The sequence below is a fragment of the Paraburkholderia sp. WC7.3g genome (assembly GCF_050436345.1).
GTDB classification, from domain to species: domain Bacteria; phylum Pseudomonadota; class Gammaproteobacteria; order Burkholderiales; family Burkholderiaceae; genus Paraburkholderia; species Paraburkholderia podalyriae.
In genome coordinates, this window is sequence record NZ_JBNDMA010000002.1 from 621392 (window position 1) to 643408 (window position 22017).

The 22017-nt window shown below is 65.3% G+C and carries 22 protein-coding genes and 1 pseudogene; 6 read left to right on the forward strand and 17 right to left on the reverse strand.

The window, feature by feature from the left end; genetic code table 11:
• Window positions 1-54 precede the first annotated feature (54 nt).
• Window positions 55-417 carry a hypothetical protein gene (locus tag OKW43_RS14360; RefSeq protein WP_187632322.1) on the reverse strand — a complete coding sequence of 121 codons (363 nt, stop codon included), beginning with the start codon at window positions 415-417 and terminating at the stop codon, window positions 55-57.
• A gap of 91 nt (window positions 418-508) precedes the next feature.
• Here OKW43_RS14360 and OKW43_RS14365 point away from each other — a divergent pair, with 91 nt between their 5' ends.
• Window positions 509-676: a hypothetical protein gene (locus tag OKW43_RS14365; protein WP_187632321.1), complete on the forward strand. Its 168-nt coding sequence runs from the start codon at window positions 509-511 to the stop codon at window positions 674-676.
• A 168-nt stretch (window positions 677-844) separates the two neighbouring features.
• Window positions 845-1606, forward strand: coding sequence for a phytanoyl-CoA dioxygenase family protein (locus OKW43_RS14370; RefSeq protein ID WP_187632320.1), 762 nt, complete (start codon window positions 845-847; stop codon window positions 1604-1606).
• Window positions 1607-1636: 30 nt separating this feature from the next.
• On the opposite strand, the gene OKW43_RS14375 is transcribed toward OKW43_RS14370, so the two are convergent.
• Entirely contained in the window at window positions 1637-1843 is a 207-nt protein-coding gene (locus tag OKW43_RS14375; RefSeq protein WP_027199413.1) for a DUF3185 family protein, read from the reverse strand.
• Between the two features lie 226 nt (window positions 1844-2069).
• Here OKW43_RS14375 and mgrA point away from each other — a divergent pair, with 226 nt between their 5' ends.
• Window positions 2070-3113 (forward strand): L-glyceraldehyde 3-phosphate reductase, encoded by a 1044-nt coding sequence (gene mgrA / locus OKW43_RS14380; protein WP_187632319.1) that lies wholly within the window; start codon window positions 2070-2072, stop codon window positions 3111-3113.
• A 98-nt stretch (window positions 3114-3211) separates the two neighbouring features.
• Here mgrA and OKW43_RS14385 read toward each other — a convergent pair whose 3' ends face one another.
• The 3 genes and pseudogenes from OKW43_RS14385 to OKW43_RS14395 all read right to left on the reverse strand — a co-directional run.
• Window positions 3212-3394: a hypothetical protein gene (locus tag OKW43_RS14385; RefSeq protein ID WP_187632318.1), complete on the reverse strand. Its 183-nt coding sequence runs from the start codon at window positions 3392-3394 to the stop codon at window positions 3212-3214.
• Window positions 3395-3720: 326 nt separating this feature from the next.
• Window positions 3721-4932 carry an MFS transporter gene (locus OKW43_RS14390; protein WP_429448022.1) on the reverse strand — a complete coding sequence of 404 codons (1212 nt, stop codon included), beginning with the start codon at window positions 4930-4932 and terminating at the stop codon, window positions 3721-3723.
• 130 nt (window positions 4933-5062) lie between these two features.
• Window positions 5063-5514 (reverse strand): annotated as a pseudogene (locus OKW43_RS14395) (efflux RND transporter permease subunit); the annotation flags it as partial.
• 54 nt (window positions 5515-5568) lie between these two features.
• Between OKW43_RS14395 and OKW43_RS14400 the strand changes: the two are divergent.
• The 3 genes from OKW43_RS14400 to OKW43_RS14410 all read left to right on the forward strand — a co-directional run bounded on the left by OKW43_RS14400 (window position 5569) and on the right by OKW43_RS14410 (window position 7296).
• On the forward strand, window positions 5569-5799 hold the full coding sequence (locus tag OKW43_RS14400) for a hypothetical protein (RefSeq protein ID WP_187632317.1): 231 nt from the start codon (window positions 5569-5571) through the stop codon (window positions 5797-5799).
• Between the two features lie 28 nt (window positions 5800-5827).
• On the forward strand, window positions 5828-6040 hold the full coding sequence (locus OKW43_RS14405; RefSeq protein ID WP_187632316.1) for a hypothetical protein: 213 nt from the start codon (window positions 5828-5830) through the stop codon (window positions 6038-6040).
• Window positions 6041-6249: 209 nt separating this feature from the next.
• Window positions 6250-7296 (forward strand): serine/threonine protein kinase, encoded by a 1047-nt coding sequence (locus tag OKW43_RS14410; protein ID WP_376776248.1) that lies wholly within the window; start codon window positions 6250-6252, stop codon window positions 7294-7296.
• A gap of 3 nt (window positions 7297-7299) precedes the next feature.
• On the opposite strand, the gene OKW43_RS14415 is transcribed toward OKW43_RS14410, so the two are convergent.
• From OKW43_RS14415 to OKW43_RS14470, 12 genes are all read right to left on the reverse strand, one after another.
• On the reverse strand, window positions 7300-9204 hold the full coding sequence (locus OKW43_RS14415; RefSeq protein WP_429448025.1) for a DUF3857 domain-containing transglutaminase family protein: 1905 nt from the start codon (window positions 9202-9204) through the stop codon (window positions 7300-7302).
• A 141-nt stretch (window positions 9205-9345) separates the two neighbouring features.
• The gene (locus OKW43_RS14420; RefSeq protein ID WP_429448027.1) at window positions 9346-10368 is read right to left on the reverse strand and encodes an XdhC family protein; all 1023 of its coding nucleotides are present in this window, start codon (window positions 10366-10368) and stop codon (window positions 9346-9348) included.
• Window positions 10341-10961, reverse strand: coding sequence for a CoxG family protein (locus OKW43_RS14425; protein ID WP_187632312.1), 621 nt, complete (start codon window positions 10959-10961; stop codon window positions 10341-10343). Before OKW43_RS14425 ends, OKW43_RS14420 begins: the two co-directional genes overlap by 28 nt.
• On the reverse strand, window positions 10952-12217 hold the full coding sequence (locus OKW43_RS14430) for a vWA domain-containing protein (protein WP_429448029.1): 1266 nt from the start codon (window positions 12215-12217) through the stop codon (window positions 10952-10954). The genes OKW43_RS14425 and OKW43_RS14430 overlap by 10 nt, the downstream gene beginning before the upstream one ends.
• Window positions 12218-12228: 11 nt before the next feature.
• On the reverse strand, window positions 12229-13110 hold the full coding sequence (locus OKW43_RS14435) for an AAA family ATPase (protein WP_429448031.1): 882 nt from the start codon (window positions 13108-13110) through the stop codon (window positions 12229-12231).
• A gap of 169 nt (window positions 13111-13279) precedes the next feature.
• Window positions 13280-14077, reverse strand: a complete 798-nt coding sequence (locus OKW43_RS14440; RefSeq protein WP_187632309.1) for an FAD binding domain-containing protein — start codon at window positions 14075-14077, stop codon at window positions 13280-13282.
• Window positions 14078-14105: 28 nt separating this feature from the next.
• Window positions 14106-16487, reverse strand: a complete 2382-nt coding sequence (locus OKW43_RS14445) for a xanthine dehydrogenase family protein molybdopterin-binding subunit (RefSeq protein ID WP_429448034.1) — start codon at window positions 16485-16487, stop codon at window positions 14106-14108.
• A 10-nt stretch (window positions 16488-16497) separates the two neighbouring features.
• Window positions 16498-17019, reverse strand: coding sequence for a (2Fe-2S)-binding protein (locus tag OKW43_RS14450; protein WP_187632307.1), 522 nt, complete (start codon window positions 17017-17019; stop codon window positions 16498-16500).
• Window positions 17020-17435: 416 nt separating this feature from the next.
• A complete protein-coding gene (locus tag OKW43_RS14455) occupies window positions 17436-18827 on the reverse strand; it encodes an amino acid permease (protein WP_429448036.1) in 1392 nt (463 codons plus the stop codon).
• A 259-nt stretch (window positions 18828-19086) separates the two neighbouring features.
• Window positions 19087-19743, reverse strand: coding sequence for a response regulator transcription factor RqpR (gene rqpR, locus OKW43_RS14460; RefSeq protein ID WP_187632305.1), 657 nt, complete (start codon window positions 19741-19743; stop codon window positions 19087-19089).
• Between the two features lie 10 nt (window positions 19744-19753).
• Window positions 19754-20641, reverse strand: coding sequence for a sensor histidine kinase (locus OKW43_RS14465; RefSeq protein ID WP_429448038.1), 888 nt, complete (start codon window positions 20639-20641; stop codon window positions 19754-19756).
• Between the two features lie 424 nt (window positions 20642-21065).
• Window positions 21066-21836 carry a ferredoxin--NADP reductase gene (locus OKW43_RS14470; RefSeq protein WP_187632303.1) on the reverse strand — a complete coding sequence of 257 codons (771 nt, stop codon included), beginning with the start codon at window positions 21834-21836 and terminating at the stop codon, window positions 21066-21068.
• Window positions 21837-22017: the final 181 nt, after the last annotated feature.

Below are 22017 nucleotides of genomic sequence, written 5' to 3' on the forward strand. Positions count from 1 at the left end.
CCGGCAGCAGTTCAGCGGCTTGGCCGCTCCCCGCGCAACTCACGTTCAGCGACTTCACCGGCTCGCGAACACAAACGCGAACCATCCGCTACTGCTCGTCGACAGCCGACGCGGCCGACGGCTCGTGGGCGTGCGCACCGCCGGCGCGCGTTTCGCGACCGCGAGGTGCAACGGTGTCGGTTTGCGCAGCAGCGTACGCAGCGACAGACGGCGCGTGCCGCTCTGCTGGCGCAGCGCCGAGAAGAACGTATGGAACCAGGTGCGGAAGCCTTCGACGGCCTTCGCGTCGCGCCACTGCTCGCCGAGCGCGCGAGTGCGCGCGGCATGGTGGCGCAGCGCTCGCATCATATGGCGGCGCGCGGGACGCGCCGCTTTCAGCGCGGCGCGGGTAAGACGGGTGCTCAAAAGAGTATGCATGGCTTCACAATTAGGCAATGTACCGCACGTCGGCGCGTGCACCGGATGGGCACGGACAAAAAGCACCATATGTGCCAATGACGGGGTTGCAATGAACGGCCTGAAAGCCGGCAGTTCGGCGCGGATCATGGCGCGGCGGATCGCGACGCGAAACACGGCGCACAACGCAGCGAACGTACAACGTGGAGAATCGTTGGGAATGGGCTCTCTCGGCCCGCGCCCTGAAGAAAAGTGCATCAGCGACGATCGACATGCGTGAAGGCTACAGGGGAATCGTGACGTCAGAAAGTCCGTTATTACCCTGCGAACTGGGTTTTCCCTCGGTCGCATCGTCGCGGATGCCATCCCGCGCGCTCCGCGAAACAACGCACCCCGATCGCGCCCGTTTTACAATCGAACATCAGTTAGTCGACAGTAACGGAGCACCATGTCACTCCATTCGAAGAAAGAGCAGATTCAAGCGTTGCGGGAGCAGGGTTTTGTCGTCGTGCCAGGACTCGTGTCGCCCGAGCGTTGCGACGAGTTTAAGCAAATCGCGCAGCAGCAGCTGCAGGAAACGGCGGCACCGATCGAATTCGAAGCGGATCTGCAGTATCCGGGCGCGCCGTCATCGAAGGATGCGCCGGGTGGACACACGGTGCGGCGTCTCCTCGACGCGTACGGTCGTCACCCGGCATTCGCGCAATGGGCGACCGCGCCGGAAATCCGCGGCTGGATGGAGCTGTATTTCGGCGAGGAGCCGCGACTGTCGCGCGCGCATCACAACTGCATGATGACCAAGCACCCCGCGTACGGCAGCCTGACCGGCTGGCATCGCGACGCGCGCTACTGGTCGTTCGAGCGCGACGATCTGGTGTCGGTGTGGCTCGCGGTCGGCCCTGAAACCGTCGATAACGGCGCGCTATGGTTCGTGCCGCAATCGCACAGCGCCGCCTTCACGTCCGAGCGTTTCGACGAAGCGAAATTTTTCCGCACGGATCTCTCGGAGAACGAGGCCGCGATCCGCACCGCGGTGTCGCCCGAGTTGAAGGCCGGCGACGTCGTGTTCTTCCATTGCAACACGCTGCACTCGGCCGGCAAGAATCTGAGCGACCAGGTGAAGTTCTCTCTGGTGTTCACCTATCACGGCGTCAGCAATGTGCCGCTGCCCGGCACGCGCTCGGCGGCGAAGCCCGAGATCGCGTTCTAGGTTCTTTCGTCGCGGGCCTCGCGCTAACGCTCAGCGCTTGCGCCCCGACAATGCGATTCCCGTCAGTCCGGCGAGCGTCGCCACCACACCCGCGACGATCAGCATGATCGCCTTGTTGCTCGGCGAACCGGTAAAGAAGCGCGACACGTCGCTGCTCACCGAATTGAACGCCTGCCCGCCGAAATACAGCAGCACGATACCGCCGACAATCAGCGCGATCGAAATCGCTTTCGTCATCTGCACCTCCCATCAACTTGACCGGCCAGAGTGTAGGTGAGCCGTGCGCGCTCGTCCATCCTGCATACTGGGTGCCTGCAAGCGCCGCGTCGTTTGGCTAACATAGCGGTCTGGCCGCACCGCAACGACACTACGACAATCCATCTCCCAAGCAGTACGCCTCTCACAACGCGCGAATCCTCACGCCCGCAATCGTCGGGCGATCTCATCGACAAGGACACTAGCAATGGCTTACGAAGCAGCTTCAGAACGCTATTCGGACATGCAATACCGCGTCTGCGGCAAATCGGGTCTCAAACTGCCGGCGCTGTCGCTAGGCCTATGGCACAACTTCGGCGACACCACGCCGATCTCGACGCAGCGCGACATCCTGCGCACCGCGTTCGACCTCGGCATCACCCACTTCGATCTGGCCAACAACTACGGGCCGCCGTATGGCAGCGCGGAAACCAATTTCGGCCGTCTGTTCAAGGACGATTTCAAACCGTATCGCGACGAACTGCTGATTTCGTCGAAGGCGGGCTGGGACATGTGGCCGGGTCCGTACGGACAGGGCGGCGGCTCGCGCAAGTACGTGCTGGCGAGTCTCGATCAGAGCCTGAAGCGCATGGGCCTCGATTACGTCGACATCTTTTATTCGCATCGCTTCGACGCGCACACGCCGCTCGAGGAAACCGCGGGCGCGCTCGCGAGCGCGGTGCAGCAGGGCAAGGCGCTGTATATCGGCATCTCGTCGTACTCGTCGGCGAAGACGCGCGAAATGACGAAGCTGCTCGCCGAATACAAGGTGCCGCTCCTGATCCACCAACCGTCGTACAACATGCTGAACCGCTGGATCGAACACGACCTGCTCGGTACGCTCGACGAACTCGGCGCGGGCGCGATCGCATTTACGCCGCTCGCGCAGGGGCTGTTGACCGGCAAGTACCTGAACGGCGTGCCGGCCGATGCGCGCGTCAACAAGCCGGGCGGCGGTTCGCTGAAAGACGAGCATCTGAACCCGCAGAACATCGAGCACGTGAGGAAGCTCAACGACATCGCGCAGCGGCGTGGTCAGAGTCTCGCGCAGATGGCGCTCGCGTGGGCGTTGCGCGATGCGCGAGTGACTTCGGTGCTGATCGGCGCGAGCCGCGCGGAGCAGGTGCGTGAGAACGTCGGCGCGCTGAAGAATCTCGCTTTCCCGGCCGACGAACTCGCCGAGATCGATCGTTATGCGACCGAAGGCGGGATCAACCTGTGGGAGAAGCCGTCGACGGATCAGGCGATCTGATCGCGTGACGGAGCGTCCGCGCAACAGGCGGACGGAAAAAGGCAAAACGAAGCCGCACGCGTCGCGTGCGGCTTTTCAATTGGTGCTTCGCCGCGCCGCTACACGAGCGCCGGCAGACCCTCGACCAGCGCCACCGCGCACATCACACCGATCAGCGCGCCCAGCACACGCAGCCCGTTATGTCGCAACTCGGTCTTGCAGGGCAGCGCGCCGACGAATAGCGCGCCCGCCAGCGCCATCGGAATGATCAGAATGAAATCGCCGATCGTAAAGTACGTCATTTTTTGTCTCCTCCCATGCAGGATGGTTGCTATGTCGTTCCAGCAGAGGCCGCGCCTTCAAATAATGCGGCGTCCGTGCGCCAATCGAGTATAGGAGACCGATGACGGAGCGCGACGCCGCGAGCTTGCGCGTCGGCGCTTATTCGCAAGCTGCTGAACCCCCGCGCCGCGGGCCGTGCGGCGGTTGGCGCGGCGCAACAAAACATGGCGAAATAGATGAAACGATCGCTTACGCACGCCTTTCGTTTTGCCGCCGATCCATGCGCAGCGGGTGATTGCGTGCGGCTCCCCGTCATTGAACCGCGCAGCGCGACAGACCCCTTTCGCTATTCGCGTCCGCGCAGGCGTGTCGCCGCGAACAGCCCGATCACGAGCAACGCAGCGACCAACCCGACGACCCCGTTCCAGCCATGAGCGGCCCACGCGTGGCCGCCATACGAGCCGACCAGGCTCGAGCCGATGTAGTACGCAAGCAGATACAGCGCCGCGGCTTGGCCTTTCGCGTCTTTTGCCAGACGCCCGACCCAGCCGCTCGCGACCGAGTGCCCGGCAAAGAATCCGAACGTCACGCATGCGATCCCGGTCGCGATGGCCGCGAGCGGATGCAGCATCGTCAGCGCGAGGCCGAACACCATCAACAGCAGGCTCGCGATCAGCACGCGCGCGCGGCCGAACGTGTCGGCCATGCGGCCGGACCACGGCGACGCGACCACGCCAGTCAGATAGACGATGAAAATCGCGCCGACCTCGGTCTGATTCAGCCGATACGGCGGCGCGAGCAGCCGGTAGCCGATGTAGTTGTACAGCGTGACGAAGCTGCCCATCAGCACGAAGGCGAGCAGGAACAGCAACGGCAGGCCCGGTCGGGTAAATTGCCGCAGCAGCAACGTGCGGTGATGCGCGAAGCTGAGTCCGCGGCGCGGCACGAAATGGCGCGACGGCGGCAGCAGCCCGCGGAATGCGAGCATCGACAGCAGGCCGAGCACGCCGATCGTGCCGATCGCGACACGCCACGAAAACAGATCCGCGACCACGCCGGTGATCACCCGCCCGGCCATGCCGCCGATCGCCGTGCCGCCCACATAGAGGCCCATCGCGAGGCCGAGGCCGTCGGGATGCACTTCCTCGGCGAGATAAGCCATCGCGACGGCCGGCACGCCGCCGAGCGCGAGCCCTTCGAGCGTGCGCAACACGAGCAGCTGATGCCAGTGCGGCGCGACCGATACGCCGATCGTCAGCACCGCCGACACCGTCAGCGACAGCGTCATCAGCTTGTGCCGGCTCCAACCCTCGGAGACGAATCCCGCGACGAAGGTCGCGAGCGCGAGCGCGGCGGTCGACAGCGACAGCGACAGACTGCTTTGTGCCGGTGTCACATTGAACGCTTCGGAGAACGACGGCAGCAGCGGCTGCACGCAATAGAGCAAAGAGAATGTCGCGTAGCCGGCGAACAGCAGCGCGACGCTCGCACGCCAGTACGCGCGCGAGCCGCGTTCGAGATAGGGGATGTCCGACACGGCGGTGATGGAAACGCTCAAAGTGTTAAGAATACGCTGAAAACCCGGCGCGTCACGCGCAGCAGCATGCCGCGCGCCCTTCTCGCGCTAGCCGCGAACCGCGGCTTCGCTGATCGGCGCCGGCGCGGAGCCCGAAGTGGACGTCGACGGATGCGAGAGCGCATCGCAGAAACATCGGCACGAACACGATACAGATCGCCAGCGTCGACGCGAGCGTCGGAATCGCGATCTGATGCGCGCTGTCGTGAATCGCCTGTTCGAGCTGATGGTTGATGTTTTCGATGGCGGCGGTCGCATCGTCGACGAGAATCCCGACCGCGAGCACGAGCCCGCCGAGCGTCATGATGTTGATCGTCTGGCCGAGCGCGGACAACGCGATGATCGACGTGATCATCGACAACGGAATCGATACCGCGATGATCAGCGTCGCGCGCCAGTTGCCGAGGGACAGCAGGAACAGCGGGTTCTTCAGGCCCGTCGGGCACGCGGCGATCAGCGCTTCACACAATACGCCCTGCACCGATGCACGCACATCATCGTTTTGATGCGATCGACGATATCGAGCGTGAACGCGTTGCCGCTTTTTGCTGCGCGGCGCCCGGATCCGGCAGATCGTTCTGGCAATGCACGTTTTTGATGTCTCCCCCCGCAGGGTTTATGATGATCTTCATTACGGCGTCTGACGCCGAGATCATCGGCCATGCGCAACGTAATGGGGATAGCGCCAAACGACTGGTGAAAGCTTTTCGTGCGCGCTTCCCAAAGCCCCGCAATGCGGGAACAATGACTCGAACCTCTCATGCGCCACGCGCGCGGCAGATCAGGTGCGCACGCAACGCCAAGCGAAGCGGCGTTTTTATCATCACCTCGACCGGCGTGAAGTCATAAAGCCGGCTAAGGGAAGCGGGGAAATATCATGGAAGTCGGTTCCATCGTCCGATCGGTACATATCGCCGTGCCGCAAGGCGCGCGCGGAATCGTCATGCGCATCCTTGGCGACATGGCGATGGTGGCGTGGTACGCCGGCGAGCCCGGCGCATCGCCGCAGCTCAACACTGAACCCTTTTTCCTCGAAGATCTGATCGATACCGGCGACCTGATACGTCCGGCCGGCGCGCAGACGCATTGAGCGACAGGCTGACTGGTTGCTCATTCCCGTTGTTTGACACGCAAGTGCGGGCTGTAGCGATGCTGTGAGGTAAGGCCGACTCGCCAGCATCGTGCCGGTCGATGCGCGCGTCGATCCACTGCGCGCGTCGCCAATCAGTGCACGTTTCTAACGATGCAACCACGCATTGCGAGTCGTCGCCCTCGTCTTTACCCGCGGCGCGGCGCACAATGCGGGGCATGAACGACACCATTCCCGACAATTTCGATCCCGAGGCTGGCGCCGATGGCGCCGTGCCGTTTGCGCGGCTTACGCCGGAAACCGTGCTGGATGCGCTCGACGGCGTGCTCGCGACGACCGGCGTGCGCACCGACGGCCGCCTGCTGCCGCTCAACAGCTACGAAAACCGCGTGTATCAGGTCGGCGTCGAAGACGGTCCGCCCGTGGTCGCGAAGTTCTATCGTCCCGAGCGCTGGAGCGATGCCGCGATTCTCGAAGAGCACGCGTTCGTCGCCGAGCTTGCCGCGCGCGAGATTCCGGCCGTGCCCGCGCGCTTGCTCGACGGCCGCACACTGCATACGTTCGACGGTTTCCGCTTCTCGGTCTTCGAGCGGCGCGGCGGTCGCGCGCCGGATCTCGACCGGCGCGACACGCTCGAATGGCTGGGGCGTTTCATCGGACGCATTCATGCGATCGGGCAGACGCAGGACTACGCGGAACGTCCCACGCTTGACATCGACACGTTCGGCTACGAGCCGCGCGACTTCCTGCTCGCGCACCGTTTCGTGCCAGACGACGTGCGCACCGCGTGGGAAACCGTGATGAATCTCGCGCTCGAAGGCGTCGCGCGCGCGTTCGAGCGGGCCGGCGAGATTCGCACGCTTCGTGTGCACGGCGACTGTCATCCGAGCAACGTGCTGTGGACCGACGCGGGCCCGCATTTCGTCGATTTCGACGACAGCCGCATGGCTCCCGCGATTCAGGATCTGTGGCTGCTGCTGCCGGGCGAGCGCGCGGAGGCGTCGCGCGCGCTGGCCGATCTGCTCGCCGGTTACGAGGATTTCTGCGACTTCGAGCCGCGTGAGCTGTATCTGGTCGAAGCGCTGCGCACGTTGCGGCTGATTCACTATCAGGCATGGCTCGCGCGCCGCTGGAGCGACCCGGCGTTTCCGGCCGCGTTTCCGTGGTTCAACACGCAGCGCTACTGGGAGGAGCGCATCCTCGAGATGCGCGAGCAGATCGGCGCGATGCAGGAAGGGCCGCTGTGGCCGGTTTGACGTTCAAGGCGCCTGCGACGCCATATTCGACGACTCCACCAACGTCGATCTGACGATGACCTCCGCGCGCACGTCCCGCCCGATTGCTTCGATCGCGGGACGCATGCGCGTGAAGTCATCGGGCGTGCACACGTCGCTGTCGAAATGGGTGGCGCCGTCGCGCGTCATCGTGACCACGTTGCTGTGCGGATCGAACGCGTATTGCGACGTGAAATCGACGAAGCGGTCCTGGGTGCGCTGCGCCTCCGGCATGTCGAGCAGGCGGAAATTGGCGGGCAGCTCGATGCGCGCGTGTTCGTGGATCGCGAGGTTGTGGCACACGAACGGCTGCGTGCGCTTGCGTTCGCCGAGCCAGTAGCGCGTGTCGGCCTCGACGCCGCCGCCGAGGCTCGTCAGCGCCGGAATCGACGCCGTCATGCCGGTCACCACGAGACTTTCGAGCGTGCCTTTCATCGTCAGCGTGAGCGGGCCGTCGGCCGCGTTGAGGTCGCTCGTCGTCAGCGTCGCGGTGCCGCGCAGATTCGCGTTGCGCAGCTCGGCCTGGATCGATTCCTCGCGCTGCGCGGGCGTTTGCCTGCGCAGCCGCGCGCGGGCCTGCTCGGCGTGCGGTCCCGCATCCTGCAGCCGATACGTGAAGCTGGCCGAGCCATCCGGTTCGATCTTGATCGCGAGGTCGGTGCTGCGTGACATCTGCGCGGTGGCGGGAGTTTGCGCGAGCATGCCGTCGCCGATCAGCACGGTCGGACGGTCCATGTCGGACGATGGCAGAAAACCGAATTCGACGTTCGATGCGGTCGAATCCGCGTACATCTGCAAATCGGGCAGCCACGTGATCGCATGATTGATGACGCCGTAGCCGGGCACACTCGGCAGCGTGTAGATCGTGCCGCTGCTGATCAACGCCGGCTCGTTGCGCACGCCGACCGCGTCGAGCAGCGCGCCGTAGAGCGCGACATGGTCCTTGCAATCGCCATAGCGGTTCGCGAGGATCGCGCTGGTGCTGTGCGGCACGACGGAGCCGCGTCCGACGTAGATCGCGACATAGCGGATAGTGCGGCGAACCCAGTCGTACAGCGTTTTGGCTTTGTCGTGCGGTGTGCGATCGTGCGCGGTCAGCTGTTGCGCGAGCTGGGCGATCGCGGCGTCGTGGGTGCCCGGGTCCGCCGCGGAGCCGCGATAGGACGCGGCGAACGCGGCATAGCTCGCGAAGGTCGACACCATCAGCCGATCACCGTACGACACGTACGCGACCGAGCCGCGTTCGAGCCGCTCGAAATGCGCCTTGTCGTAGCGGAATTCGTAGCGCGTGCGGCCGTCGCGCGTCACCGGCGTGACCGCGCTGAAGCCGCGCGCGTCCGTGTACAGCGGCTTGTCGGCGGGCAGGTCGTAGATCACGCGGAAGTTGCGCGTCGGTGCGAGATCGGGCGGCGTGAAGTCGCTGAATTCGCCCGGCACGATCGGTTGACGCTGCGTCTTGCGGTACGTCAGATGCACGCGCGCGCCCGGTTCGACTGCGGGGAACACGATCACCTTCTCCTCGATGTCCTGGAACATTGGTGCGTCGAATGAGCGGGCTTCCTGCACGTCGCGGATCTGCTCTGCCGCTACGTCGTGACGCTTGCCGTCGACGGTGAGGGTATAGGCCTCGAGGATCTGCACGTCGGCCATGTCGCGGTTGAACCAGACGTACTGCTGCGCGACCCGCTCGACGCCGGCTTCGTTGTTGACGCGCAGCGTCATCGAGTCGAGCTTCACATACGAGCCGTCCGCGTTGACGGTGAAGGTCTGCGTTTCACCTTCGTTGGTGTATGGGTCGTCCAGTCTGACCGGCGCGCTCGCGCTCGCGCTTGCGGCGTGAATGGCGGCCAGCCAGCAGGCGGAGGCTAGGACCACGACGGAGAGGCGCATGACGGGCGGTATCCGGACGACGACGTTGACGGCATCGCCCGCTAGCGTCGTTTCCCGCCGGGCGGATGTCAAGCGGCTGGCGCGCATTGAGAAGCGCTCCCCGGATTGCCGGATGGGTTTGCGCGGCGCGCCGGCGCCAGGCTACGCGCTGCAAGCGGCGCCACCCGACGCCGCAATTTCCCGCGCAGCCTTCGCGCCTTCGACCTGCAATAGCGTCGGCAGCGACACGCCATTTTTCGCCGCCGTCACCTCGGCCAGAATCGACACCGCGATTTCAGGCGGCGTCCTGCTGCCGATATAGATGCCGACAGGTCCATGCAAACGGGCCAGTTCGGCTTCGTTCAGATCGAACTCCTTCAAGCGCTCGCGCCGCGCCTGATTGTTCCGGCGCGAGCCGAGCGCGCCGACATAGAACGCCGGCGTCTTCAAGGCTTCCATCAGCGCGAGATCGTCGAGCTTCGGATCGTGCGTCAGCGCGATGACCGCGCAGCGCTCGTCGAGCTTCATGTCGATCACGGTGTCGTCCGGCATCGTGCGGACGATCTTCGTGCCGGGCACATCCCATTCCTCTGTATATTCCTCACGCGGATCGCAGACCGTCACCTGATAATCGAGCCCCACCGCGATATGGCACAGGTAGCGCGACAACTGCCCGGCGCCGATCACCAGCATCCGGTAGCGCGGACCGTGGATCGTCAACAGACGCTCATCGTCGAAATGCACGCCGTCGGTCGCCTGCGCGTTGTCGAGCCGTGCTTCGCCCGTCGTCATGTCGAGTTCGCGCGCGACGAGCCGGCCAGTTTCGACCGCGTGACACAGCTCGGCGATGCCGCTTTGCCGCGTCAACGGTTCGAGCACGAGCTGGATCGTACCGCCGCACGGCAACCCGAAGCGATGCGCTTCCTCGGCGGTGATGCCGTACTTCACCGCTTCCGGGTGCGTCTGCTCGATACCCCGTTGCCGTACGCGATCGATCAGATCGTCCTCGATGCAGCCGCCCGACACCGAGCCCACCACGAGGCCGTCATCGCGCACCGCGAGCATCGCGCCCTCGGGACGCGGCGACGAGCCCCACGTCTTCACGACCGTCACGAGGAGCGCGCGATGTCCGTCCTCCAGCCAGCGGGCGCTGGTTTTCAGAACTTCGAGATCCACGCTTTCCATGATTTCTTCCCTTTCTTTGCTTCGCCGCCGGACTCTGCGTCCGCGGCCTCGTTCGATTCTGTTTGCGTAGACGCGGACGCGGCTTCGGCTTCGGCTGCGGCTGCGGTTTCGGCCGAGGCGTCGCCGTCCGCCGCTTGATCGACGCTATTGTCGCCCGAGAGCTGGGCGCTCAAGCGCCTGAAAAATTCCCCGGCAATCTTGCGCGCCGCACCGTCGACGAGCCGCGAGCCGATCTGCGCGAGCTTGCCGCCGACCAGCGCGTTGGCGGTATAGGAGAGCTTCGTCGCGGCGTCGCCGTCGGCTTCGAGCGTGACCTGCGTATTGCCCTTGGCAAAACCCGCGGCGCCGCCCTGGCCTTCGAACACGATCGTGTAGGTGTTGGGCGCGTCGATATCGGTCAGTTGCATACGCCCCTTGAAGCGTGCCTTGACCGGTCCGACCGCCGCGCTCAGCGTGACCAGGTACGCGTTTTCGCCGTCGGGGTCGATGCTTTCGCAACCGGGGATGCAGGCGCGCAGAATCTCGGTGTCGTTCAACGCGTCCCACGTTTGCTGCTGCGCGACCGGCAGCGTATGAATTTCGCTCAATTCCATGAGGTTGCTCCTGCGAGTGTCGTCGCGGTGATGGTGCGGCGAGGCGCGCGCGTCAGCTGCGCGAGATCTCGGCCGAACGCTGCGAGACTGTCTAGATTATGAACCGGACGGTGCGCGTCGACATACGGCAGGATCGCCTGCACGCCGCGCGCTTTCGGAGTGAAGCCGCTGAACCGCAGCAGCGGGTTGAGCCACACGATGCGATGCGCGAAGCGTGCGAGCCGCGCCATTTCGGTTTCGAGCACGTCGATCGCTTCGTGATCGAGACCGTCGGTGACGAGCAGCACCGTCGCACGACCGGTGAGCACGCGACGCGCCCAGCGTCGGTTGAACTCGGCGAGCGCCGCGCCGATGCGCGTGCCGCCCGACCAGTCGGCCACCTGATCGCTGAGCGTCGCGATCGCGACGTCCGGGTCGCGTTCGCGCAGTGCGCGCGTCGCGTTCGTGAGCCGCGTGCCGAACAGAAACACCTGCAGACGTTCGCGCGACTGCAACAACGCGTGGCAAAAGTAGAGCACCGCGCGCGAGTAGTTGCTCATCGAGCCGGAAATGTCGAGCAGCAGCACGAGCGGCGGCTTGCGCTCGACCATCGCGCGATACTTCCACACGGTCCAGTCACCGCCGGCGCGAACCGCATGCCGGGCGCTCGCGCGCAGGTCCGCATGGGTGCCGTGCGACGCCGCCTTCAGGCGTCGGGTCGGCTCGGTTGCGAGCGGCAGCCGCTGGCCGCGAATCAGGTGACGCAGCGTGCGCCATTCGTCGGCGCTCAGTGTATCGAAATCGCGATGACGTAGCCGCTCCTCCGCGCTGAACGTCAGTTGCGCGTGCAGCTCGTGCTGCTCGGTTTCCTGCGGCGCATTCAGATGCGGCGACGCCGGCATGCGTACCGCGAGCGCATCGGCGAGACGGTTGTTGCGCTTCGGCGGTGGCAGCCCGTCGCGTACTTTCGGCAGCATCAGCGCACGCAGCTTGCCTTCCCAATCGGGGTCGCGCCAGAACAGATCGAATGCGGCATTGAAGAGCTCGTGTTCGTCGGGCGCGGTGACGAGCAGCGCGGCGAGCGCGGCGCGCACATCGTCGCGGCGGCCGAGGTCGATCCACTGCAACGCGGCGAGCGCGTCGACTGCCTGCGCGGGCGACATCGGCAGGCCAGCGCCGCGCAGCACGCGCACGAAATGAACGACGTTGCGCGCGAGCACGGGCGCAGCGTGCCGGTTCGTGTCGTCGTGCGTGCCTGAGCCGGTTTCGTTCGTCATGTCAACGATCCTCACTCGGACAGACACTTCGCGATCTGCGCGGCATCCACGCGCGCCAGATCGTCCTGATACTTGAGCAGCACGCCGAGCGTGTTCCGCACCGATTGCGGATCGAGTTCCGTGACCGACAACGCTTCGAGCGCGCGGCACCAGTCGATCGTCTCGGCGATGCCGGGCGCCTTGAACAGATCCATGCCGCGCAGCCGATGCACGAAGTCGACCGCGCGCCGCTGCAATTGCGCCGACGTATGCGGCGCGCGGGCGGCGACGATCTCCAGTTCGCGCTCGCGGTCCGGATAGCCGATCCATTGATACAGACAGCGGCGCTTCAACGCGTCATGCACTTCGCGCGTGCGGTTTGACGTCATGATGACGAGCGGCGGCTGCGTCGCATGCACGGTGCCGTATTCGGGAATCGATACCTGAAAGTCGGACAGGAGTTCGAGCAGGAACGCCTCGAACGGTTCGTCGGCGCGGTCGATTTCGTCGATCAGTAGCACGCGCCGCGCGCCGGGATGATTTTCGTCGGGCATCAACGCCTGCAGAAGCGGACGCTTCAGCAGGAATTCGCCACGATATAGCGTGTCGTTATCGGGGCGCTCGCCGCTCGCTTCGGCGAGCCGCAGCGCCATGATCTGGCGCGGGTAGTCCCATTCGTAAAGCGCGCTCGCGGTGTCGAGGCCTTCATAGCATTGCAGGCGCAACAGCGTGGTGCCGAGCATGCCGGCCGCCGCTTTCGCGAGCTCGGTTTTGCCGACGCCCGGCTCGCCTTCGACGAACAGCGGCCGCTCCATGCGTAGCGCGAGATACAGCGCGGTCGCGAGCTCGCGGCTCGCGAAATAGCGTTGGGCGGCGAGTTGGGCGAGGGTGTCGTCGATCGAAGCCGGTTGCATGGTGCTCCTGAATCTGCGCGACAGGCCGTGGCGAAAGCGTAGCGCGAGTGAAGAACGGATAGGACGCGAGGCTGACGTCAAACGCTCGCGCCGGCTCGCGAAGTGAGCGAAGCCGGCTTGCGCGCGCCGTGGTGTGCGCGCGGCAAGCCGGGCGGCTCAGCGCGAATCGCTAGGCATTTGCCTTCGTGACCGCGCGCGCGGCCAGCACTGGAATCAGATGCGCGCGATACGCGGCGCTCGCGTGCATGTCGTCGTTCAGCTGGTCGGGCGACACGCTGACCGCGCGTGCCGCGTCGGGGGTGAAGTTCGCCGACAGCGCGCTTTCGAGCTCGGGAACGCGAAATACCGATGACGCCGCCCCCGTTACCGCGACGCGCACGCCGCTCGCGACCTTCGCGACGAACACGCCGACCAGCGCAAAGTGCGAAGCCGGATTGCGGAATTTCTCGTACGCGGCGCGCTCGGGCACTGGAAACTCGACGGCGACGATCAGTTCGTCGGGCGCGAGCGCGGTCTCGTACATGCCGACGAAGAAATCGGCCGAAGGGATGCGCCGCCGGTCCGTGACGATCGTCGCATCGAGGCCCATCGCCGCGGCCGGGTAGCACGCGGCCGGGTCGTTGTTCGCGAGCGAGCCGCCGATCGTGCCGAGCGCGCGCACCTGGCGATCGCCGATATTCGCGGCCAGCTCCGCGAGCACGGGCAACACGCGTCGCACTTGCGCGTGCTCGGCGACGTCCGCGTGACAGACGGCCGCGCCGATCGTCACCGTGTTGGCGTCGACGGTGACGGTCTTGAGCGCAGGAATGCGCGTCACGTCGATCAGTTGCGACGGCTGCGCGAGACGCAGGCGCATCGTCGGCAGAAGGCTCTGGCCGCCGGCAAGGAACTTCGCTTCGCTGTCGGCGGTGAGGGCTGCGGCGGCCGCTTGCGGATCCGTCGCGCGTTGATACTCGAATGAATACATGTCGAATGCTCCGCTCAGGATCGTTGGGTCAGACTTGCTTCGCCGCTTGAATCGCGGACCACACGCGATGCGGCGTGGCCGGCATCTGCAGAGCGGTCACACCGAGCGGCGCGAGCGCGTCGATGATCGCGTTGATCACGGCCGGCGGCGAGCCGATCGCGCCCGCTTCGCCGCAGCCTTTGACGCCGAGCGGATTGTGCGTGCACGGCGTACCCTTCGAAGTCTCCACCGTGAAGTCGGGCAGGTCGGACGCATACGGCATCGCGTAGTCCATGTACGAGCCGGACAGCAGCTGGCCGCTGTCGTTGTCGTACACGCAGCGTTCGAGCATCGCCTGGCCGATGCCTTGCGCGAGCCCGCCATGCACCTGGCCTTCGACGATCATCGGATTGATCACGTTGCCGAAATCGTCGACCGCGGTGAACTGCTGGATGCGGGAGACGCCGGTGTCCGGATCGACCTCGATCTCGCAGATATACGCACCCGACGGATACGTGAAGTTGGTCGGATCGTAAAAGGCGCTTTCCTCGAGCCCCGGTTCGAGCACGTCGAGCGGATAGTTGTGCGGCACGTACGCCGCGAGCGAGATTTCCGCGAACGCCTTCGTGCGGTCGGTGCCTGTGACGCGGAACACGCCGTTCTTGAACTCGATGTCTTCAGCCGACGCTTCGAGCAGATGCGCGGCGATCTTCTTCGCCTTTGCTTCGATCTTGTCGAGAGCCTTCGAGATGGCCGAGCCGCCGACCGCGATCGAACGCGAACCATACGTGCCCATGCCGAACGCGATGCGGCCGGTGTCGCCGTGCACGATCTCGACGCTTTCGAGCGGAATGCCGAGGCGATCCGCGACCACCTGCGCGAAGGTCGTCTCATGGCCCTGGCCGTGGCTATGCGAGCCCGTGAACACGGTCACCGAACCGGTCGGGTGCACGCGAATCTGGCCGACTTCGAACAGGCCCGCGCGCGCGCCGAGCGCGCCCGCGATGTTCGACGGCGCGAGACCGCATGCCTCGATGTAGCACGAGTAGCCGAGGCCGCGTCGCTTGCCGTTCTTTTCGGATTCCTGCCGGCGTGCGGCGAAGCCCTCGACGTCGGCGAGCGTGAGCGCGCGCGACAGGATCGCGTTGTAGTCGCCGGTGTCGTAGGTGAGGCCGACCGGCGTCGCGTACGGGAATTGCGTGATGAAATTGCGGCGGCGGATTTCCGCGGGGTCTAGTTTCATCTCGCGCGCCGCGGCTTCGACCAGACGCTCGACGACGAACGTCGCTTCCGGCCGGCCCGCGCCGCGATACGCATCGACGGGAACGGTGTTGGTGAAGACCGCCTTCACTTCCGCGTAGATCGCGGGCGTTGCGTATTGCCCGGCGAGCAGCGTCGCGTACAGGATCGTCGGCACGCTCGACGCGAACGTCGACAGATACGCGCCCATGTTCGCGATTGTATGCACGCGCATGGCGAGGAACTTGCCGTCGGCGTCCAGCGCAAGCTCGGCTTTGGTCACGTGATCGCGGCCGTGCGCGTCGGAGAGGAAGGCCTCGGAGCGCTCGGCGGTCCATTTGACCGGCCGGCCGATCTTCTTCGATGCCCACGTGAGCGCGACGTCTTCCGCGTATAGAAAGATCTTCGAGCCGAAGCCGCCACCGACGTCCGGCGCAATCACGCGCAGCTTCGATTCCGGCAGCGACAGCACGAACGCGGCCATCAGCAGCCGCTCGACGTGCGGATTCTGATTGGCGACATACAGCGTGTAGCTGTCGTCCTGCGCCGAATAGTTCGCGTTGACCGCGCGCGGTTCGATCGCGTTCGGCACGAGGCGGTTGTTGACGATGTCGAGCGTGGTCATGTGCGCGGCTTTCGCGAACGCGGCATCGGTCGCGGCCTTGTCGCCGTGGCCCCAGTTGTAGCAGACGTTGTCGGGCACTTCGTCGTGCACCGCCGCTTGACCTGGGTCGGCCGCATGCGCGGTATCGACGACGGCCGGCAGCACGTCGTAGTCGACGTCGATCAACTCGGCCGCATCTTTCGCGGCCTTGATCGAGTCGGCGATCACGAGCGCGACCTGATCGCCCACGTGCCGCGCTTTCGTATGCGCGATCACCGGATGCGGCGGCTCGTTCATCGGCTTGCCATCAGTGCTGTGGATCAGCCAGCCGCACGGCAGTCCGCCGACGTTGTCGGCGGCGAGATCCGCGCCGGTGAAGATCGCGACCACGCCCGGCGACTGTTTGGCCGCGCTCGTGTCGATGCTTCTGATCTTCGCGTGCGCGTGCGGCGAGCGCAGGAACACGGCGTAGGTTTGCTGCGGCAGCACGATGTCGTCGGTGTACTGGCCTTTGCCGGTCAGGAAGCGATAGTCTTCCTTGCGTTCGACGGCGGCGCCGATCAGGCTCGGGGTATCGGGTGCGTTCATCGTCGGCTCCTCAGGCGGCGGTGGCGCCGGCGGCATTCGCGCCGGCAGATGCGTTCGATGCGGCGGACTTCATACCCGCGGCGCCTTCGAGCACGGCCTTGACGATGTTGTGATAGCCCGTACAGCGGCACAGATTGCCGTCGAGCTGCTCGCGCACGTCGTCGCCGGTCAGATCGGGTTGACGCTGCACCAACGACACCGCGCTCATCACCATGCCAGGCGTGCAGAAGCCGCATTGCAGACCGTGGCAGTGCTTGAACGCGGCCTGCATCGGATGCAGCGCGCCGTTGTGCGCGAGCCCTTCGATGGTCGTGACTTCGGCGCCGTCGGCTTGCGCGGCGAGGATGTTGCAGGACTTGATCGCGCGGCCGTTCAGATGCACGGTGCAGGCGCCGCATTGCGCCGTATCGCAGCCGACGTGGGTGCCGGTCAGACGGAGTTGATCGCGCAGGAACTGGACAAGCAAGGTGCCAGGGTCGACTGAGGCGCTCACGGGCGCGCCATTGACCGTCAGACTGATGCTGATCGCCATGAAGCTGTCTCCTTAATTGATCGGAGCGGGCGCTTCGGCGTATCGATCCCCGCCTCGGCGCAGACCACGATCCCATGCAAGATAGTTGCTGTGGGTGAGACCGGACCTGTGATTGATGTTGCCCCTGCTTTGCTTCGACTGCGTGCTGACTGCGATTCGCGAGGTCCGACGAGGGTGCTGCGGGTCTTATAGGTCTGCCGAAAAGTAAAGCACAAATCGCGTGAGCGCGCTATGAGGGGAAGTGTGTCCGGCGCGCGCGAACGCACGAAGACAAAACTCGCGGCCACGCAATGGGCCGCCGCAACGACATGCGCCCCGTCTGCAGAGCATGACGGGGCGCATCGATAGATCAGCGGAAAGCGAGGCCGTGCTCGCGAGCATTCAGCGCGTTGGCGTGGCCTCGTCGAAACGGCGCATTACTTTGCCAGTTTCGAGTGACGGCGCGAGTAGCCGAAATAGACGACCATGCCGATCAGCAGCCAGATCACGAACGCGGCCCACGTGATGCCTTGCAGGTTCAGCATCAGGAACAGGCACGATACGACCGCGAGCACCGGCACGACTGGCACGCCCGGGCAACGGAACGCGCGCGGCAGCTCGGGGTGCGTCTTGCGCAGCACGAGCACCGCGATCGACACCATCGAGAACGCCGCGAGCGTGCCGATATTGATCAGTTCAGCCAACACATTGAGCGGCACCAGCGCGCCGATCAGGCCGAAGAAGAGACCGACGAGCCACGTCGTGAAAAACGGCGTCGCGAAACGCGGATGGACTTTCGACAGCTTCGCGGGCAGCAGGCCGTCGCGCGACATCGCGAAGATCACGCGCGTCTGACCATAGGCCATCACGAGAATCACGGTCAGCATGCCGAGCACGGCGCCGAGATCGATGAAGCCCGCGACCCAGTTCTGCCCCGCGAGCTGCAGCGCGTACGACACCGGATGCGAAATGCCCATGAACTTCTCCGACGGCACGATGCCGGTGACGACCGCGGCCACTGCCACATACAGCACCCCGCACACGCCGAGCGACGCGATGATGCCGATCGGCAGATCGCGCTTCGGGTTTTTCACTTCTTCCGCCGCCGACGACACCGAGTCGAAGCCGATGAACGCGAAGAACATCACCGCGGCGGCGCCGAACACGCCGCTCCAGCCGTGGGGCATGAACGGGTGCCAGTTGGCCGGCGTGACGTGAAACACGCCGACGGCGATCACGAGCAGCACGACGACCACCTTGATCGCGACCATGATGTTGTTGATCCGCGCGGACTCGCGCACGCCGAGCGACAGCAGCGTGGTGATGGCCATCATGACCAGGAAGGCGGGCAGGTTGAACAGCGTTTCGTGTCCCGGGACGGCGCCGGGGGCCGCGCTCAGCGCCATCGGCAGCGACACGCCGAAGCCCGACAGCAGCGACTGCAGATACCCGGACCAGCCGACCGACACCGCCGAGGTCGCGAGCCCGTACTCGAGCATCAGGTCCCAGCCGATGATCCACGCGGCCAGCTCGCCGAGCGTCGCGTACGAGTACGTGTAGATCGAACCGGCGACCGGAATCGTCGACGCGAATTCGGCGTAAGCGAGCGCGGCGAAGCCGCAGGCGATCGCCGCGATCACGAACGAGATCATCAACGCGGGGCCGGCCTGCACGGCGCCCGTGCCGGTCAGCACGAAGATACCGGTGCCGATGATGGCGCCGACGCCGAGGAAGGTCAGGTCGAGCGCGCCGAGCGCCTTTTTCAGGCCGGCGGTCTGAGCGCTCGCCGCGAGCATGTGCTCGACGCTCTTTTTGCGAAACAGGGACATTGGCGTGGGTCTCCAGTGGTGCACGCGTGTTGCGCGCCGAATGTCGGGAAAACCCGCAATTCTAGCGGATGCGTGCGGCCGAGCTAGTTCGCGGCGGCGCTTCGTGGGCCAAGGCGATGGGCGGAAACTCCCGTCCGGACGGGCTTCCTGGTGGTCTTGCGGTGCCGGGGCGGTGCGGAAGTCAAGCTTTTACCGGATGAGCGACAAACGGGGAGGGACTCTCTCCGTTCGCGTGCGCCACGGTTCGAGGTTTGCTGGCCTAGCCCGCCATCGCGGGATTCAGATCGACGAGGCGGTTGCTCATCACATAAAACGTCAGCTCGGCGTTGTTGCGCAGCTTCATCTTGTCGAGCAGCCGCGTGCGGTACACGCTGACCGTCTTCACCGACAGCGACAGCGCGGCCGCGATATCGGTGAGCCGTTTGCCCGACGCGAGCATGCACAGCGTCTGGTATTCGCGATCGGACAGCTTTTCGTGCGGCAACTGCTCGCCGTCGAACGACACATAGTCGGCGAGCGCCTCGGCCATCTCGGGGCTGACGTACTTGCGGCCCGCGGCGACCTGCTGGATCGCGCCGATCATCTGCGCGGCGTCGACCGTCTTCGACAGATAGCCGGACGCGCCGGCTTTCAGCGCGCGCACCGCGTACTGGTCCTCGCGGAACATCGAGAACATCAGCACCGCCGCACGCGGCGCCTTGCGCTTCAGGCGCTTGAGCACCTCGACACCATTCATGTCGGGCAGCGAGATGTCGAGCAGCACGACGTCGAAGTTCTGATGGACGACCGAATCGAGCGCTTCGGAGCCGTTTTGCGCCTCGGCGACCTCGCGCGCGACGCCGCGATCGAGCAGCAACTGGCGAACGCCCTGGCGGACCACCGCGTGATCTTCGACGATCAGGATGCGCAGGCTCATGGTCGCGGGCTCACGATTGCAGTGCGCGCCGGGCGGCGCGCGGCGCGGCGGTGGCCGCCAGCAGCGCATGCCACGTAAAGCGAGCCTGGATCAGCGTGCCGCGCCAGGCGGGGGCGCCTTGGCTGCCACTGCCGCTGGCCTCGACAGCACCAACGCTCGCGCGCCTGGCGCTGACTCGCAGCGTGCCTTCGAATGCGACGCAGCGCGCGTGCATGCCGGCGAGGCCGAAATGGCCGCCTGATTTTTTCTGGCCACCGCGTTCGCGCGTGCCGCGCGGCAGGCCGATGCCATCGTCGCCGATCAATAGTGTGAGATGACGCGCGCCCGTTTCGATGCGTACGTCGGCGCACGTCGCGCGTGCGTGCTTGGCGACGTTATTCAGCGCTTCCTGCGCAACGCGGAATACGGCGAGCGCCGCGTCGGCGGGCAGGCGCGCGAGCCGCGCGTCGTCGCTGCATGTGACGGTGGTGCGCAAGCCGGTGCGCGCGGAGAAGTCGCGCACCCAGCACTTCAGCGCGCCGGCGACGCCCGTCTCGAACGACGGCGCGTGCAGTTGCGCGACGGCCTCGCGGCTCGCCGCGCACACGGCGTCGAGCGAACGGTTCGCGAGCGCGAGCGCCGCCGCGCATTGCGACGACGCGTCGGCGGGCAGCCAGGTTTCGATGCCGGCGAGCGCGAAGCGCGTCGCGGTCAGCTCGGCGCCGACGCCGTCGTGCAACTCGCGCGCGACGTGACGGCGCACGCTCTCCTGCGCGTCGACCAGCTCGGCCGACAGCTCGCGCACCCGCGCGCGCAGCCGCTCGATCTCGCGTGCGGCGTGCAACGGCATGTCGAAGCCATCACGCTGCGCTGACGAGGCCAGCGCAGCGTTGAACGGGACGGCAGTCGACGTATCCATGAATTTCCCTCTCAGGAAGCGGAGCGGAAAGCGAAGCGGGCGCACACAGGCGGCACGAAAACCTGCGAATCACGAGGTTTCGCGCCTCGCCGTCGAGCGCGCGGGGCGACGGGCGAAAACACGATGGCCCAAGGTAACGAAATTTACATTCAGTAACAAGTCCGCTTGATGACGATTGATGCACTGATTCGTCTGATCTCGCCGCGCGATCATATCTCAAAAAGACAAAAAAAGCAGTTGCACCAAGGGTTAGCGCAGGATGCTCAGAGATTACATGATATTTACATCAGATCGTTCTGTCAGAAGAATCCTGACAGCGGAAGTCCTGTAACCGGCTCCGATTTGTAACGAAGCAACAAAAAAGGAGCCCGGAGGCTCCTTTTTGGAATTCGCGGCGTGAGGGCCGCGAAGCGGGAATGCCGGCTTAGCCGACGAAGGCCTTTTCGACCACGTAATGACCCGGCTCGTTGTTGCTGCCTTCCTTGAAACCCGCGTCTTCGAGCAGCTTGCGCGTGTCGCGCAGCATGTGCGGGCTGCCGCACAGCATGACCCGGTCGTCCTCGAGCGAGAAACCCGGCACGCCGAGGTCGGCGAACAGCTTTTCGGTTTCGATCAACTCGGTGATGCGGCCACGGTTCTGGAACGCTTCGCGCGTGACGGTCGGGTAGTACAGCAGCTTTTCCTGCACCAACTCGCCGAGGTGTTCATGCGCCGGCAGGTGGTCGGTGATGTATTCCTTGTACGCGAGTTCGTCGACGAAGCGGCAGGTGTGCGTGAGGACCACACGCTCGTAGCGGTCGTAGACCTCCGGATCCTTGATGATCGACATGAACGGCGCGAGACCCGTGCCAGTGGACAGCAGCCACAGCGTCTTGCCCGGCAGCAGGTTGTCGGCCACCAGCGTGCCCACCGGCTTCTTGCCGATCAGCACTTCGTCGCCGACCTTCAGGTGCTGCAGACGCGACGTGAGCGGGCCGTCCTGCACCTTGATGCTCAGGAATTCGAGATGCTCTTCGTAGTTCGCACTGGCGAGGCTGTATGCGCGCAGCAGCGGCTTGCCCTCGACCTGCAGGCCCACCATCGTGAACTGGCCGTTTTCGAAGCGGAACGACGGATCGCGCGTGCAGGTGAAGCTGAAAAGCGTATCGGTCCAGTGATGGACGCTCAGGACGGTTTGTGAATTCAGGTTGCTCATGGCTTCTTGGATAGTGCGAAAACAAAGGCGGCCAGTCGTCTGAGCCGGCCGGCACGGCAAGGGCGATGCTGCGCTGATCCGTGGTCGGGACTTCCGCGCAATCCGCTATTTTAGCGTGTCCGCCGGAGCGGGGCCGCGGCGCGGCGGTCGAGCCTGGTCAAGCGGGTCGCCGGACCGGCAG